General features: G+C 59.3%; 10 protein-coding genes and 2 pseudogenes. 1 reads left to right on the plus strand and 11 read right to left on the minus strand.

Annotation, left to right across the window (positions count from 1 at the left end; genetic code table 11):
- Positions 1-2 precede the first annotated feature (2 nt).
- From D8767_RS12860 to D8767_RS12890, 7 genes and pseudogenes are all read right to left on the minus strand, one after another.
- Positions 3-1,484: pseudogene (locus tag D8767_RS12860) on the minus strand (hypothetical protein); the annotation flags it as partial.
- A 74-nt stretch (positions 1,485-1,558) separates the two neighbouring features.
- Positions 1,559-2,452, minus strand: a complete 894-nt coding sequence (locus D8767_RS12865; RefSeq protein WP_122048302.1) for a DUF6708 domain-containing protein — start codon at positions 2,450-2,452, stop codon at positions 1,559-1,561.
- A gap of 4 nt (positions 2,453-2,456) precedes the next feature.
- Positions 2,457-3,896 (minus strand): annotated as a pseudogene (locus tag D8767_RS12870) (hypothetical protein); the annotation flags it as partial.
- 74 nt (positions 3,897-3,970) lie between these two features.
- Positions 3,971-4,861: a DUF6708 domain-containing protein gene (locus D8767_RS12875; protein ID WP_122048303.1), complete on the minus strand. Its 891-nt coding sequence runs from the start codon at positions 4,859-4,861 to the stop codon at positions 3,971-3,973.
- Between the two features lie 2 nt (positions 4,862-4,863).
- Positions 4,864-7,854, minus strand: a complete 2,991-nt coding sequence (locus D8767_RS12880) for a T6SS effector BTH_I2691 family protein (protein ID WP_121757676.1) — start codon at positions 7,852-7,854, stop codon at positions 4,864-4,866.
- Between the two features lie 291 nt (positions 7,855-8,145).
- Complete coding sequence (locus D8767_RS29210; RefSeq protein ID WP_016713814.1) at positions 8,146-8,445, minus strand: hypothetical protein; 300 nt, start codon at positions 8,443-8,445, stop codon at positions 8,146-8,148.
- Between the two features lie 200 nt (positions 8,446-8,645).
- On the minus strand, positions 8,646-10,778 hold the full coding sequence (locus D8767_RS12890; RefSeq protein ID WP_029380286.1) for a TonB-dependent siderophore receptor: 2,133 nt from the start codon (positions 10,776-10,778) through the stop codon (positions 8,646-8,648).
- A 215-nt stretch (positions 10,779-10,993) separates the two neighbouring features.
- Here D8767_RS12890 and D8767_RS12895 point away from each other — a divergent pair, with 215 nt between their 5' ends.
- Positions 10,994-11,575, plus strand: coding sequence for a hypothetical protein (locus D8767_RS12895; RefSeq protein ID WP_016713816.1), 582 nt, complete (start codon positions 10,994-10,996; stop codon positions 11,573-11,575).
- Positions 11,576-11,577: 2 nt separating this feature from the next.
- Here D8767_RS12895 and D8767_RS12900 read toward each other — a convergent pair whose 3' ends face one another.
- The 4 genes from D8767_RS12900 to D8767_RS12915 are packed head-to-tail and all read right to left on the minus strand — an operon-like array spanning position 11,578 to position 16,796.
- Positions 11,578-12,927, minus strand: a complete 1,350-nt coding sequence (locus D8767_RS12900) for a cation:proton antiporter (RefSeq protein ID WP_016713817.1) — start codon at positions 12,925-12,927, stop codon at positions 11,578-11,580.
- Between the two features lie 23 nt (positions 12,928-12,950).
- Entirely contained in the window at positions 12,951-14,438 is a 1,488-nt protein-coding gene (locus D8767_RS12905; protein ID WP_063977423.1) for an amidase, read from the minus strand.
- Entirely contained in the window at positions 14,438-16,102 is a 1,665-nt protein-coding gene (locus D8767_RS12910; RefSeq protein WP_016713820.1) for an NAD(P)/FAD-dependent oxidoreductase, read from the minus strand. The genes D8767_RS12905 and D8767_RS12910 overlap by 1 nt, the downstream gene beginning before the upstream one ends.
- A 55-nt stretch (positions 16,103-16,157) precedes the next feature.
- Positions 16,158-16,796 carry a peroxiredoxin-like family protein gene (locus D8767_RS12915; RefSeq protein WP_016713821.1) on the minus strand — a complete coding sequence of 213 codons (639 nt, stop codon included), beginning with the start codon at positions 16,794-16,796 and terminating at the stop codon, positions 16,158-16,160.
- Positions 16,797-16,804 lie beyond the last annotated feature (8 nt).

Raw genomic sequence — 16,804 nt, forward strand, 5'->3', positions numbered from 1 at the left:
GATCAGTGCTCCAGGCGAAAAATTGAAAAAACCTCATTGTCTTGATCCAATCCTTGATTGGCGCTGTAAGTTAGATGCAGTGAGACATGATTTTGGTTGGCCAGTGTGTTCTCGAAATGCAGGACCAAGCCCGCACTTACGATGTGGCTGGTCGGGGCGATAGGGAATACGTCCATTCCTTGGTCGTCACGGAGGGTACTCAAGCTTCCTGACCATTCGCTTACGCCTAGCCTAAAGCCAGGCAGCAGCACGGTGAATTCAACGGTTGTTTGAGGTGTGGCTACTTCGTTGTGTGTGATAGCGGTCCAGTTGGGCGGAGACCAGTGATCATTTCGATGCCATTTCGTGTCGACCTTAGTTATACCGAGTGATAGGGCCTGCTCAGCGGACAGTAGTTTGGGGCCGTAATGCTCGTTGTGCCAGGCTTTGACCTCAGCTTTTAGTGAGGCGTAAGCAGGCAGTTTTTTCTCATAGTCCAAGGTAATATCAGGACGCACCTCTCCGTCATTGATGCGATTACCGAAAATGCTGCGTGCGGCCCAAAGCTCAATGGGGCTGTGAAGGTGCTCGTGTGCCTTGGCGTGCAGGTACAGGCCTCCTGCAATGATGGCTACGCCTACCAGGACCAGGGCGGCTGCGGCCCATCCGGCAAAGGGTACCAATGTTGTCGCGCCCGCAACGGCAAGACCTGCTTCAAGGGTGACAGCAGAGCCAATGGCCATGGTAAACCCACCAGCAATTGTGTATCTGCCAGCTGTAGAGTTACCGTTATCGAACTGGCGTGATCCCTTTGACAAATCTGAGAGCAGGCCGAACGCTATCGCAGGATATCCAGCTAAACGCGCAAACAGATTACTGCTTAAGAACTTGATAATTCCGTTGCCAAACGCGATCCCTGGTGCTGTCGAACTTAACCGCAGCATCACGGCCTTCTGCGTCGCCCTTACGCTGACCAGCGTCGCCGCTGCTGCACCGATCACCCCGAAAATCGACGAAGCAAAACCCAAGGTGTATTCCGGAGCATTGCTCTTTTGCAGGCTGTTGTAGGCCGTCTGGAGCGATATGATGTTGTACCACAGCATCCCTGCGTTCAAACCACCGCCTCCGCCCGAGGTGAGCATCCCGAGAAAGTTGGGTTTCACTCGCGCAGTGGTGGTCAGTTCTATCGAGACCGTCCGGCTCCCCGAAATGCGCAACTGCTTCATCTCCTCAACCTGCGCCATGCCACTCTTCAGGTACTTCTCCACCTCCTGGCTGAACGGGTTGTTCTTGATGGCCTGCCCGGTGATCCCGTAACGCGCTGCCAACAACCCCAGCGCTTTCTCTGCATTCGCTTCACGCGCTGCCAACAACCCCAGCGCTTTCTCTGCATTCGCTTCACGCGCCGCCAACAACACCTGCTGGCGCAGGCCATGCCTGGCACCCCAGCGGGTTTGCCCGCGCAGGCGTTTGAGCACCACGGTATTGACCGACTGGGCGGTAAGATAACGAATGGGCAGAATGGGGACGCGTGTGCTGCAGGCGGGGCCGGAGGTGGCGCTGCTGACGGAGGCGTTAGTCATGCACGCCTCCTTTTGCTTGCACGTGCCGGCAGTTCCTCAAACGCTTCAGGCGGTGGTGGTGCTGCGCGAACATTGAAGAGCTTGCAGATGAAGTACCAACAGATGGCGACGGTGAGGTTGTAGGGGAACAGCACGGCCCAGAAGGGCAGTTGCCAATTCTTCTTGCCCTGCATTTCACCAGGTTCTCCGGTTCGCCAAGGGGCGTAGTGGCGCCAGGCTTCAGCCGGGGTCAGGCAGATGGCATGCAGGGGCTTGTGCCACCAGTTGGGTTCGCCGGGTGGGGGGAGTTTGTCGGGGCCATGGGCCATGAAGTGGCGCAGGTATTCCCAGACTTCGGCGACGTGTTTGACGTCGGGCTCGGTGGGTTCGTTACTGTCGACCCAGAGGCAGTCTTTTTGGTGGAGGCTGCCGTCCGCACGGCGGGGGGCGAAGGCGAGGGCGTAGCTGGTGCTGAAGGATGAGCCACCAAATTCGGTGCGTTTGAATACGCCGCCTCCTGTATTGCTCCAATCAAAGACCATAAGTTTATTTATTCTTTTGTAATAGATTTTTTGGGTTGTTCTATTCAGATAGATGCTGGAGAGTTTCTTTATAAAGAAAATTCGATAGGCGAGAAATGGCGTAAAAATGAGCGGTCCAAATATTTGTATTGCAATGAAAGCGAGGGCGCCTTTCTGTTCATAATTGATCGTGTAGATCAAAGATCCTGCATAGGATGTCATGGCTATGGCTAAGATCGTGCCAGTATACATCTTGGCCATGAAAACTGAGTCAGAAACCCACGGGTTTCTTAACTGTATTACTGTGTCGGTCAAGCTGGAAATCTGTCCGTGAATTTTTGGTTTAATATCCGTTTTTTTGTTTGGGCTGAATAGCCATGTTGTTGTCATGGTACTACCTTTCAATGTGCAGGCTTGAGGATGAGTCAGTGTTTTTGGATAATCCTTGATTTGGTTGGTATTCTATTGTTAGTGTGGCGCTTTTTGCTCTGGCACTATCTATTTTGTAATGCAAAATAAGCCCTGTTGAATTCAAATGGCAAGTCGGTTCTGCTCGCAAGGTTTTTGAAGTGTTGTCGAGGTCCTTGGCTGTCAAGGTGCCATGCCATTGGCTTTGCCCTATAATAAAGTTTTTTAGCAGTAGGGTGAATTCTATAGTGGCCATGGCTTCATCCACATGGCTGTGAATGATTGTTGCCCAATCCGGTGTTGGCCAGTGACTTTCTGAGCTCAATCTTGTAGTCAATCCTTCAAGATTCAGCAATGCTGCTTGCTCAGCTGTCAGTGCAACGGGGGCGTAAACTTGAGCATGCCAAGACTCAAGCTCTTCGTTGATGTTGGCGAAGCCTGGGAGAAAGCCTTGGTAATTTAATATTATCCCGGCGCGGATCTCTCCATCGTTTTCTTTTGTGCCAAAAATACTTCTGCTTGCCCATAGTTCTATCGGGCTATGAAGGCGCTCATGCGCTTTAGCGTGTAGGTAAAGCCCCCCAGCAAGCACGATGGCACCGACAAGCACTAGGCTCGCTGCGGTCCAACCCGTAAAGGGAATTAAAAACGTTGGGCCAGCGATGGCGAGGCTAGCCTCAAGCATCAGAGTGGCCCCTGCGGCAGAGGTGAAACCAGCGGCAGCAGTGTAAGCACCTGATATGGCGTTGCCGTTTTGTGACTGCCGATACCCTTTTAACAGGTCTGAAGTTAATCCCAGTATAATCGCCGGGTAGCCAGAAGCGCGCGCGAATAAATTGCTGCCTAAGTGTTTTATAATTCCGTTGCCAAACGCCATCCCCGGCGCTGTCGAACTTAATCTCAGCATCACGGCCTTCTGCGTGGCCCTTACGCTGACCAGCGTCGCCGCTGCTGCACCGATCACCCCGAAAATCGACGAAGCAAAACCCAAGGTGTATTCCGGAGCATTGCTCTTTTGCAGGCTGTTGTAGGCCGTCTGGAGCGATATGATGTTGTACCACAGCATCCCTGCGTTCAAACCACCGCCTCCGCCCGAGGTGAGCATCCCGAGAAAGTTGGGTTTCACTCGCGCAGTGGTGGTCAGTTCTATCGAGACCGTCCGGCTCCCCGAAATGCGCAACTGCTTCATCTCCTCAACCTGCGCCATGCCACTCTTCAGGTACTTCTCCACCTCCTGGCTGAACGGGTTGTTCTTGATGGCCTGCCCGGTGATCCCGTAACGCGCTGCCAACAACCCCAGCGCTTTCTCTGCATTCGCTTCACGCGCCGCCAACAACACTTGCTGGCGCAGGCCATGGCTGGCATCCCAGCGGGTTTGCCCGCGCAGGCGTTTGAGCACCACGGTATTGACCGACTGGGCGGTAAGATAACGAATGGGCAGAATGGGGACGCGTGTGCTGCAGGCGGGGCCGGAGGTGGCGCTGCTGACGGAGGCGTTAGTCATGCACGCCTCCTTTTGCTTGCACGTGCCGGCAGTTCCTCAAACGCTTCAGGCGGTGGTGGTGCTGCGCGAACATTGAAGAGCTTGCAGATGAAGTACCAACAGATGGCGACGGTGAGGTTGTAGGGGAACAGCACGGCCCAGAAGGGCAGTTGCCAATTCTTCTTGCCCTGCATTTCACCAGGTTCGCCGGTTCGCCAAGGGGCGTAGTGGCGCCAGGCTTCAGCCGGGGTCAGGCAGATGGCATGCAGGGGCTTGTGCCACCAGTTGGGTTCGCCGGGTGGGGGGAGTTTGTCGGGGCCATGGGCCATGAAGTGGCGCAGGTATTCCCAGACTTCGGCGACGTGTTTGACGTCGGGCTCGGTGGGTTCGTTACTGTCGACCCAGAGGCAGTCTTTTTGGTGGAGGCTGCCGTCCGCACGGCGCGGGGCGAAGGCGAGGGCGTAGCTGGTGCTGAAGGATGAGCCGCCGCTTTCGGTGCGTTTGAAAAGGCCACCGCCGGTATTGCTCCACTCAAAGACGAATACCTTGCTCAAGCGTTGATAGTAGATTTTTTGAGTTGAGCGGTTGAGGCAAATGGTTGATAAGCCTTTTATAAAGAAAATCCGATAAGCTAGGAAAGGAGTGAAGGCAAATGGAAAGATTAAAAATATGATCATTAATGCAATGCTCTCATTGTATAGGTCCAAGATGATTGGGAGTATTTGAGGGTAAAATCCAATGAGTGATATGACTGTTATTGCGCAGTACAGTTTTCCCATAAATACGGAGTCTGTTACCCATGGGTTTCGCAGGCATAAAGTATTCTCGGATAAGCTTGCCAGTTGCCCCCCAATTGCAGGCTTGTGCCCAGAGTCTGACGTTGAATTGAATATCCAGAGGGTTGCCATAATCAGCGCTCCAGACGAAAGATTGATTGGGCCTCATTGTCTTCGCTCAGGCCTTGATTGGCACTGTAAGTTAGATGCAGTGAGACATGATTTTGGTTGGCTAGTGTGTTCTCGAAATGTAGAACCAAACCAGCACTTGTGATGTGGCCGGTCGGGACGATTGGAAACACGTCCATTCCTTGGTCATCACGGAGGGCGCCCAAGCTTCCTGACCATTCGCTTACGCCTAGAACAAAGCCTGGTAGCAGTACGGTGAACTCAACGGTTGGTTGAGGTGTGGCTACTTCATTATGTGTAATGGCTGTCCAGTTTGGTGGGGACCAGTGATCGTTCTGATGCCATCGGGTGTCGACTTTAGTTATGCCGAGTGATACAGCCTGCTCGGCGGATAGTAGCTTGGCCCCGTAATGTTCGTTGTGCCACGCTTTGACCTCGGCTTGTAGTGAGGCGTAAGCAGGAAGTTTTTTCTCATAGTTTAAGGCAATGTCAGTACGCACCTCTCCATCATTGATGCGATTGCCGAAGATGCTGCGTGCAGCCCAAAGCTCAATGGGGCTGTGAAGGCGTTCATGTGCCTTGACATGTAGATAGAGGCCCCCTGCAATGATGGCTACGCCTACCAGGACCAGGGCAGCTGCCGCCCATCCGGCAAAGGGTACCAATGTTGTCGCGCCCGCAACGGCAAGACCTGCTTCAAGGGTGACAGCAGAGCCAATGGCCATGGTGAATCCACCAACCGCAGTGTAACCGGCTGTAGTTAGATCACCGTTGCTGTACTGTCGCAGCGCCTTAGCACCGTCCGCGAAGAAACCAAATGCTATTGCCGGATAACCAACCAAGCGTGCAAACAGGTTGCTACTTAAGAACTTGATAATTCCGTTGCCAAACGCCATCCCCGGTGCTGTCGAACTTAACCGCAGCATCACGGCCTTCTGCGTCGCCCTTACGCTGACCAGCGTCGCCGCTGCTGCACCGATCACCCCGAAAATCGACGAAGCAAAACCCAAGGTGTATTCCGGAGCATTGCTCTTTTGCAGGCTGTTGTAGGCCGTCTGGAGCGATATGATGTTGTACCACAGCATCCCTGCGTTCAAACCACCGCCTCCGCCCGAGGTGAGCATCCCGAGAAAGTTGGGTTTCACTCGCGCAGTGGTGGTCAGTTCTATCGAGACCGTCCGGCTCCCCGAAATGCGCAACTGCTTCATCTCCTCAACCTGCGCCATGCCACTCTTCAGGTACTTCTCCACCTCCTGGCTGAACGGGTTGTTCTTGATGGCCTGCCCGGTGATCCCGTAACGCGCTGCCAACAACCCCAGCGCTTTCTCTGCATTCGCTTCACGCGCCGCCAACAACACTTGCTGGCGCAGGCCATGGCTGGCATCCCAGCGGGTTTGCCCGCGCAGGCGTTTGAGCACCACGGTATTGACCGACTGGGCGGTGAGGTCGGTGATGTCGGCCATGGCCGGGAAGCGACCGGCCAACCCTTCGATCACATTGTCGCTGGCGCCGAACAGGCTGCCGATCGAATCGGCCTTGTCCTTGAACGGGTTGAACGGCGCAAGGGCGGTGTACAGCGGGCTGTCGTCCCGGTCCAGCCACTGTTCCAGGCGTTTGAAGCGCCGGTCCAGCGCTTCGGCGCCCGGCGTCGGTTGGCCCATCGGGTGGATCAGCAGCGCCAGGGAGATTTCCAGGCCACGGGCGGACACGATTTCGTCGCGGTCGTAGCAGGCCAGGGCGGCGGCCAGGCTGTAGGGGTTGTCGATATGCTCGGGCTCGGCCGTCGCCAGCCAGGCGTCATGGTCGTTGCTGGCGTGCAAGGCCTGGTTGCGCAGGGCGGCCATCCGGCGTCCCAGCTCGTCGCGTTCGGCGAGGAAACGCCGGTATTTGTCCAGATCGAGGCGCTGTGCCAGGCGCGCGCCGTGGGGGGAGTAGTCCTTGTGGGTGAGGGCCTGGAAATGTGACTCGGCGGGCGACAGGGCGGGGCCCCGGCGCTCCGTGCCCAGCCGGAACGCGGCGAGTTCGGGCGAGGCAGCGTCGGCCGGGTACATACTCTCCAGCGTCTTGTTCAGCAGCATGGCCACCAGGTTGCGATGGTGAAAATCACGGCTCTGCGTGCTCAACTGTTCGGCATCCAGCTGGAAGCACGCCGGCACGCGTTCGTGCTCGGGCGGTTGGGCGGGTTTGGTGTGTTGCAGCTGCTCGGCGGGCATCAGGTCGCGCAGCTGGTGCTGGTAGGCCGACACCGACAGGCTCAGGTCCAGGGCCATGCCTTCGGCGTCGGCGAGGGCGACCACCACCGGCACTTTGGGTTGGGTCCAGGGATAGTGCCGGGCCACGGCGACGAGGTTGCCGATGGGCAAGGTGTCGGTGATCGGGTCGCTGCTCCAGCTCAACGGCATGCGCCGCTCGGTGGGCTTGAAGTCTTCGACCCAGGTTTGCAGGGCACTGACCGGCAAGACATGGGGCTGGGTCGAAGGTGCCCGGTTGCCGGCTATCAGTTCGGCCATGTCCAGCCGGCGCATGTGCCGTTTACGCAGGGCGGACGAGCCGGTGATGCGGGCGGTCATGGCGTTGGTCCACAGGTGCGGGCTGTAGCCGATCCACACCTCCTTGGCGGTATCGGGGCAGGTGTCGGCCCACACCCAGCCCATGGGGCGGCTGGAGAGGTAGCGGTCACGCCGGTGGTAGCCATCCAGCCCCTTGTAGAGCAGTTCCTTGTAGAGGCCCGCGCCGACGTACTCATGGATGACCAGCTTCTGGCCCAGAACGCCTTTCATGAACACGTAGACATAACCCGGGCGCAGTGCGCGAAGGGTATAGGCGCAGTGCTGCAGCGGGGCGAAGCCTTGTTCCAGGTTGAAGCCTGAGTCGGCGTAACGGCAGGCGGGTGCGTCAGCGGTGCGCGGCACGATGGCATAGCGGATGGGCAGAATGGGGACGCGTGCGCTGCAGGCAGGGCCGGAAGTGGCGCTGCTGACGGAAGCATCAGTCATGTGAACTCCTTGTTCAGCACTTGCCGTTACAGGTCGTGCACAAGCTGCGCACTACTTTGGCTTCGAGAGGGTTGGAGAATGAAGCTTTCTTGATCAATGAAGTGTGGTGAATGAATCTTCAGTTGATCTTAAAGTGCAGGACATTGCCTTGATTAAGGCAGGAACGTCGAGGCGGGAAGTGTAAGAATATGTTGTCGGATTTTGAGTCTGATAGTTGTGGTGTTTAATGCAGTAAGGCAGCTTGTTTATATTTGTAGGAAGTTTCCGTTTTTATTCGTAGTGCATAAACAACTAGTTCTTGCACTTGGCCATCACCACTTGACACGTTCTAGGCGTGCCTCCTGACCGGGTGGCATAGCGCACGCAGTTGTTCAGCGACTTCTGCCGGGCAATGCTCAGGGTATTCCCCCACGCCAAACCACCTTCTCCGGTTGAGGGGACTGCTTTGGCAAAGCAGTTTGAGCCTACGGTAGACGCTGCATAACGTGGCTTGCTGTTTTTGCTGGAGCAGCCAGCAGAGAGCGCCAGGCTGAGGGCGAGCAGGGTAGTCAGCGCCAAGGCGGTGTGGGGGGCCTTCGTGCTACTGCTCATGTTTACTCCGGCTTCATGTGTTGAATACCTTGCAGGATATTTCATTCAAGCGAAGCGGTGAACTGTTGCGGCGCAGTAGCGGGCTCATTCGTATGTGCAGACATCGGCGAAGCTGCAAACAGGCGGGGCGCTGCGCGCCCCTTTCGTGACGGAAGGCCCCGCTCATAAGGGGCATGCAAGGCTTGAGTGTGTTCCGAAGGTCAAAAGCGGTAGTTGAAGCTGGCTTCCAGCGTACGCGGTGCCCCTGGGGTAACCAGGTCTACCGAGCCATGTGCCGAGGCATAGTAATCCCGATCGAACACGTTCTTCAGGCGCAGCGCCGCATCCCACTGCGGCACGCTGTACAGCAGCGCAGCGTCGAAGGTGGTGTAGCCCGGCATCACCACCACGTTGTCGAGCGCGGTGTAGCGTTCGTCCACGTAATTGGCACCTGCGGCCACGCGCCACTCCGGGGTCAGGGTGCGTACCAGCCAGACGTTGGCGCTGTTACGCGGCGTCAGGGTAGGGGTCTGGCCTTCGTTGGCCACGCCGTTGGTCTTGCTGTTGGACTTGGTGATCTCGGCATCCAGGTAGGCGTAGCCGGCGTAGATCTGCCACTTGTCCGTAAGCTGCCCGCTGACGGTGGCCTCGAAGCCGTCGGTGCGTTGTTCGCCGGCCAGCACGGTCAAGTTGGGGTTTGCCGGGTCGGCGGTCTTCATGTTGGTGCGTTCCAGGCGGAACACCGCCGCTGTCAGCGACAGGCGGCTGTCGAGCAGGTCCCACTTGGCCCCGATTTCGTAGTTGGTGGTTTCTTCCGGCTCCAGGTGCTGGTTGGTCGGGCTGACCGCGAACACCTCGCCCGAAGGCTGGTAGCTGCGGCTGACCGACACGTAGTAGGACTGGATGGCGTCTGGCTGGTAGACCAGGCCGGCACGCGGGCTCCAGGTCTTGTCGGTACGGTCGAGGTCGACGTTCTGCACGCGGTCGTCGTCGTACTCCTGGCCAAAGATGTCATAACGCACGCCGACCAGGGCCTTCCAGTGCTCGTTCAGCTCGATCATGTCCTGCAGGTACAGGCCGGTGGTTTGCTGGAAGTTGGTGCCTTTGGAGGAGAGGTTGGCAGCGTGCTCGGGTACCGATACCAGGGCATCGCGGTACACCGGCACCTGGGCCACGTTGTTCTGGCTCAACACGCGCTGGTACTTGTCCTGGAAGCCCACTTCCACGCCGTACAGCAGGTTGTGCTGCATGCCGGCCAGTTGCGCCTGTTGTTTGAGCTCGGTCTGGTTGAATACGCCGTATTCGTCACGGGCTACGTTACCGCGGTTGAGCTTGACCAGCAGTTCGCCGTTGGGTGCAGTGACGAAGCGTGTCGGGCTGCTGTCAGCCAGGGTGTTGTTGCGGTCCAGGTCGTAGCGGTAGTAGCGGCTGGTGTTGGTCAGGGTGAAGTTGTCGTTGATGCGGTAGTCCAGGCTCGCCGTCAACGAGAACACTTCGCTGCGGGCGTAGTCCTGGTCGGCATCGCCAGAGCCGAAGCGCTTGTCGCGGTCCACATCCACAGGGCGATTGCCCAGGGCCGGGATGCCGAAGTCGATCAGGCGCTTGTCGTACAGGTAGGTGGCACCCAGGTTCAGTTCCAGGTCGTCGGACAGGCGGAAGTAGGCCGACGGTGCAATGGCCTTGCGGTCGATGTAGCCATCGTCGCGGAAGGTGTCGCTGTCTTCGAAGGCGCCGGTGACACGGTAAGCCTGGTGGCTTTGCGGGTCGGCCCAGCCGGTGTCGAACTGCGTGCGGCGCTTGCCTTCGCTGTCGAAACTCATGCCGACCTCGCGCTTGGGCGTAAAGCTTGGTTTCTTGCTGATGCTGTTGATCAGCCCGCCGGAAGAGCCGCGGCCATACAGCACGGCAGCAGGGCCCTTGATGACCTCGACACGCTCGATGTTGGACAGGTCGCGGAAGTACAGGGCGTCATCCCGTACGCCGTCGATGTACATGTCACCAATGGCGCTGAAGCCACGGATGGTCACCTGGTCGCGCTGGCCGTCGCCGTTGGACAGGCCGATGCCGGGCACGTTTTTCAGCACGTCCTCCATGGATTGCGCGCCTTGGTCCTTGATCACGCTTTCAGGTACGACGTTGACGGTTTGCGGGATGTCGCGCAGAGGGGCGTCGATCTTCATGGCGCTGCGGCTATCACTGGCCTTGTAGCTTTGTTGCTCGTAGGCGCTGGTGACGGCAGTGGCAGGCAGGGCGAGTGAGCCCTGAGCATCGGGTTGAACGGCGGCGTGAACAGCAGGCACTACTAGCAGGCCCAGCATGGAAATGGATGCTGGAGCAACAGACCTTTTTGCCATTACAGGTGACTCTTTGTTGTTTTGAAGGTCACGAATAGTAATGATTTGTAAATGTAAATCAAGTGTAAAGAGTTCGCATTTGCTATTACAAGGGTTGGCATGACGAAAACAGGACGAAATACGTCGCGCCTGCAGGGTGGCGGACAGGGTCTATGCTTGTTGGCGCGCGAGCATTTCGCGCCCCTATCCGGTCTTGATCACATGGAAGCAGGCCTATGAACCCGATCCGCTCACTTGCGCATGCTGTTGCTTTGGCCACGCTGGTATCCGCTACCAGCCTCACCGTGCACGCTGCAGATATCCCGATTGCCAGCGAGGCGCTGGAAAGTCACGTGACCACGCAGGTCACCGCCATCGACCTGGCCAACCGCCAGGTCACGGTGAAGGGCCCAGATAACAAGAAGGATGTGACGTTCCAGCTGACTGAAAAGGCCAAGGCCCTTCCCAACCTCAAGGTGGGGGACCAGGTCGACATCTTCGTGACCCGTGCCGTGGCCTATGTGCTCAACACGGATGTGGGCGGGGCGCCGAAGGCCAGTGAGGAGTCCGGCACCATTCGCGCCACGGCGCAAAACCCCAACCCGGGCGGCGAGGCCTTCCGCCAGGTCAGGGTCACCTCGCAGATCAAGAAGATTGACCTCGCCAAGCATGAAGTAAGCCTGCTGCCGCCAGAGGGCAAGCTGCAGGTGGTCAAGGTCGAGAACCCGGACCTGCAGGCGCGCATGAAAAACCTCAAGGTCGGTCAGACCGTCGACGCGATCTACACCGAAGTGCTGCGCGTCGAAACCTCACGCTGATTTCAGCCGCTGCCGACCTCGGTTGCCTCCGAGGTCGAACGTGGTGGGCGGGCATGTGCTGTGAGCAGCCGGATCAAGGGCGAGGCGATGAAGGTACTGATGATGGCCATGATCACCAGCAGGGTAAAGTACTCCTTGGGAAGTACGCCCAGGTCATAGCCGACATTCAGCACGACCAGCTCCATCAGCGCCCGGGTATTCATGCACACGCCTATCAGCGCCGCATCACGGCGGTTTTCGCCTAGCAGGCGGCTGGCTCCGTAGGCACCGAAAAACTTGCTGGCGAAGGCCACCAGGCAGATCAGCAGGCAATTCCACAGTGCGGTCGTGCCTTCCAGGGCACCCACATCCGTGCGCAGGCCGGTGTAGGCGAAGAATATCGGCAAGAAGAATGCGTTGACCACGCCACTGACCTTGGCATTCCACTGCTGGACGAAGCGGCGTTCAGTGTGCAGGGCAACGCCGAGAATGAAACCGCCGATGATCGAGAAAACGCCGATCAGGTTGGTCACGGTCGCGCTGGCCAGCAGGATGATCAGCATCAGGGATATGCCTTGAGCCGTCAGCGGTCGGCGCTCCAGGTCGCCGAGGATCCAGCGCATGATCAGTGGTCGCACCAGGCCGATCACCAGCACAATGAACAAGCCCAGCGCCAGCACCCGGGCCAACGAAGCCCAAGGGTTGAACTGCGAGGCGATCAGCGATGTAACGCCACCAAGGATGAGCCAGCCGCAGACATCGTCTATTGCCGCCGCACCGATGGTAAGGGTGGCGACTCGCGAGCGCGAAAGGCCCAGTTCCATGAAGATGCGCCCGAGGATGGGCAGAGCGGTAATTGACAGTGCCGTGGCGAAGAACAGCTGGAACGCCAGTAGGGGCGGCCTGTCCCCGCTGATTTGCTGCCAGAAGTATTCGGCAGTGAGCATGCCGCTGGCAAAGGGTACCAGCAGCCCACCCATGCTGATGATGATGACCGAACGCTTGCGGCCCTTGAGGTGTGCACCGAACTCGAACTCCAGGCCGACCTGGAACATCAGCAGGATAAGGCCGATTTGTGCTGTTACCACGAAGGCAGTGGCCGTTTGCGGTACGAACAGCGCAGCCAGTTGCTCAGGAAAAAAGTAGCCGAGCAGGCTTGGGCCTAGCACCAGCCCGGCAAGGATTTCGCCAGCGACTGGCGTTTGGCCCAAGCGGCGGGTACTGAACCAGGCGATCAGCCGCGAAACACTGAAGATCACGATGAGCTGCAGCAGAAACATCAGGGTCAGGTGTTCGGCCTGGGAGCCAACGGCTGACTGTGCCGGCGCCGTTGGCGCGAGCTGCACGGTACTGGCGTGAAGGGTATTGGGCATGATGGTGTCCCGAATGTGTTGGGTCAGAAGGGCGGTGCGATCCAGCCACCGAATGCGAGCTCCAGTGAACGGGCTGCGTCGAGCAGCACAGGCTCCTGGCCAGGGCCGGCCACCAGCTGCAGGGCCACCGGGCAGCCTTGATCGAGGCGCCCCATGGGTACCGTCAGGGCCGGCAGGCCTAGTACGTTGAACAACGCGGTGTAGCCGATATCCCCCGGGTAGCGCAGGGCATGGCCATGCTCGGGCGAGGTGCCGGGCAACGCCGGCAGGGCCAGTACACTGTTGCCATCCAGCCGTTCGGTCAGCGCGTGTAACAGGGCATCGCGTTTGGGTAGCTGCCTTGCAAGGCCGGGGTTACCCAGGCATTCGCCCAGGCTGTCGAGCACGGTTGCCAGCCAAGGTCCGGTGGCATGCTGCGGTTGGCCGAGCAGTGCTTGCCAGGCATGAGCCAAATGCGCCACAGGCTGGCCGTCACCGAGAATGTCGGCCAGGCGCACGCCGGTTTCCTGCTTGAGCACGGCCAACCAGATGGCGAACGCATTGTTCAGTGCGTGGGGTAGCCAGCGCTCGACATGGGTGCCTTGGCTTTGATAGTGGTGGGCCACGTCATCCAGCGCCAGAGCCACGGCCGGCGAAATCCGGCTCCCCCAGCCCAGGCGCTCGGGCTGGCACAGGTACAGGCGTTGCAATGCTGCAGGCGGCGGGCGGTGTACGTAGCTGTCGAGGATATTGCGGTCCAGTTGGTCGGGCCCGGCAATGATCTCCAGGAGCACGGGCAGGTCTTCGGCATGGCGACACAATGGGCCGGCAGCAAAGTGCCTAGCGATGGCCATGGCATTCGGCTGCCCCAGGCCGCGTTCGTCCAAGGGGAGATGCCCGGTCAGTGGCACCAACCCCCGTGACGGCTTGAGGCCGAAAATGCCGTTGCAGGCAGCCGGGATTCGCACCGAACCACCGCCGTCGGTACCCAGCGCGAATGGCACGCAAGCGCTGGCTACCAGCACGGCATCACCGCCACTGCTGCCACCGGCACTCCGGTCGTTCCGGTAGGGGCTGCAGGTGCGGCCGTAGACCGGGTTATCGGTTTCTGGCCATAGCGCCATCTCGGCCTGGTTACCCAGCGCGACCGGAATGGCGCCCGCATCGATCAGGCGTTGCGCGGCGGTGGCGGTAAACCCGGCAACCTTGTGCTGTCGGCGCCGTGAGCCGCACGTTTTGGGCGCATCGGCCAGCCCCAGGCCCTCCTTGAAGCTGAAGGGCACACCATGCAGTCGACCCAGCGGGGCGCCTTGGTCTCGCTGGCGTTCGGCAACTTCGGCGGCCCGCCGCGCCTGGTCGTACAGCGCCACTGCCACCGCGTTGCAGCGCCGTTGCACGGTTTGGCAGCGGCGGATGCTGTGTTCGACCAGTGCTACCGGCGACAGCGTGCCATCGCGGACCCCGGCAGCCAGGCGCACACCGCTATGAGCCAGCAGTGCGTCGCTGCCGGCTTCGGCCATGGGCATGCCCATCAGTGGCGCGCCAGGTCGAGGAAGCCGCCGTCGCTGCCGAACGGCGACTTGAGCAGCTCGGGCGCCTCGCCGTACTTGTAGAACAGTGAAGGCATCAGCCGCAGGCTGGTGGCGCGTCCCAAGTCCTGCAGCGTGCCCAGGCTATGCCGCGCCAGCAGTTTCAGGTGGCGAGGCGCCACGCTCCAGCGCACCATGCGCATCAAGCGTAAGCGCAGCAGCGCCGAGCGCAGGAAGTAGCTGGCGGCGTATCGCGGCCGGGCCTGGTTGTCGGCCTTGTACAGAGCGAAGTTGATGGTGCGCGAATACAGGTTGGGGATCATCTGCGGGCTGATGCCCGGATTGGAACGGCGTACTTCACGTAACAGGCAGGCAAAGGGCAGCGGTGATGGCTGCAGTTCCCGCGTGTAGCGTGGCAACAAATCGGCGAATTGCTGGGCCTGATGGCCGTCGAGAAAATCGCCGCTGACATACATGGGCAACACCACATGGAAGTACGCCATGTTGGCGAACAGCAGCGTCCAGCCCATCAGGAACGGGTCGTCCATTACCTCGTACCACTTGCTCCAGGTGTCCTGAAGCGCCAGTTGCGCCTGGATGTGCGATTCCAGGCAATTGACATAGGCGGGCGTCAACGTGCCCTGGATGTCTTTCTCGATCATGGCGGCCACTTGCGGTATCTGCTGGGCTACATAGGCCAGCCCGGCACTGTTGGCCGGGTCGAAGGTGAACGCTGCATCGCCGATCAGGAACCAGCCATCGGTGGAGTAGTACTGGTTGGCCTCGTACATGTAGTTGTACATGGCGTGCTGGTCGATGACTTCGCCCGACGCCATCAGCTCAGTGATCACCGGGTGGTCTGCCATGACCCTTTCCTTGAAGGCTTCCAGCGTGCCAATCCGTTCGTTGATCATGTCCGGGCGGTAGGTGATGCCGATGCTGATCATGTCGGCACCGTCTTCGCTGCGCATGGGTATGAGCCAGATCCAGTAGCCCTTGCCGTAGAAGTGATGGGTGACGTAATACGGGTCGAAACAGTGATGCTTGTCCTTGTGGGTGTTGATGCTGTGCAGGATGTTGCGGTCAAACTGGCGAAGGCGGAACCAGAACGTGCTGCGCTGGTAGGTCGGCTCCTTGTGCAGCTTCAGCTTCTTGGCCATGAAACGGTTGCGGCCGGTGGCGTCGACCACCCAGTCGGCGTCCATTTGCCAGGTTTGCGCTTCACTGCGCAGGGTCAGGCGGTGACGGGTATGCTCGCCTTCGTGCAGGTCGACCGCAGCCACGTCGGCCTCGATCAATTGCACCTGGTGGTCGGCCACGATGGCACGCAGGTCTTTGTCGAAGCTGAAGCGGTTGAGGTTGTAGGCGGGCATGCGGATCACCCCAGGTGCCTCATGGACCACGTAGTTACGGCACTCCGGGTTGTTGCGCAGTTTCAGGTAATAGGTCAGGCCGTATTTGTGGTAATGCTTTTCTTCAAGCAGGCTGCCCAGGCCGATACCTTTGAAAAAATGCGTGGTCAGCTCGACCGTCGACTCACCGACGATCGGCCGCTTGCGGTCCGGGCGGCCGATCAGCGTCACTTCTACACCAGGCAAGCGCTTGCGCAGGTACAGGGCAGCCAGGTGGCCGGCCACGCCGGCCCCCATGATAGCGATACGTTTCATGTCATCAGTCCGTGATGGGGTGGGGCACCGGGAAACCCGGTGCCGGGGGTGGCACTCAGTGGCTGGCGGCTTCGATCAGCGCCTGGGGTTCGGCGCGCTCGGAATAGTCGACATTGATGAACGCCCGGCGTATGCGGCCGTCCTGGCCGATGACGAATGCGCTGGCCATCGGCAAACTGAGGTCGTCGCTGGCATTGAGGGCCTTGAGGTCTGCACCGAGTGAGCGGTACACCGCCTCGAGCTCCGGTTCCAGTTCGAAGACGATGCCGTACTGACGTGCCAGCTGGTTGCCGGGGTCGCTCAACAGTTGATAGCGCACCCCCAGGGCTTCGCGGGTTTTTTGGGTGGCGGCAGGGCTCTGGGCGGAGACAGCCACCAAGGTGGCACCGCTGACGGCCAGGTCACCCACCATCTGCTGGTACTCGCCAAGCGCGGCATTGCAGAACGGGCACCACAGGCCGCGATAGAAAACCAGCACCAATGGGCCGCGTGCCAGCAAGGCATGCAGGTCTACCGCCTTGCCATCGGCATCCTCCAATACGGCCAGTGGTGCGCGGTCGCCGGCTTTCAGCGCATGGGCTTCGGGGTGGCGTGCGATCAAGGCCTGTAGCGACGTGCTGAATTTTTCCAGCACGTCGGCGGGCAGTTGGCCCATCTGCTGTTTGATGGCGTCGAGTTTTTCCTTGAGTGACATGCTTCTCT

Origin of the sequence: Pseudomonas sp. LTGT-11-2Z (assembly GCF_003691445.1) — a bacterium.
Classification (GTDB): Bacteria; Pseudomonadota; Gammaproteobacteria; order Pseudomonadales; family Pseudomonadaceae; genus Aquipseudomonas; species Aquipseudomonas monteilii.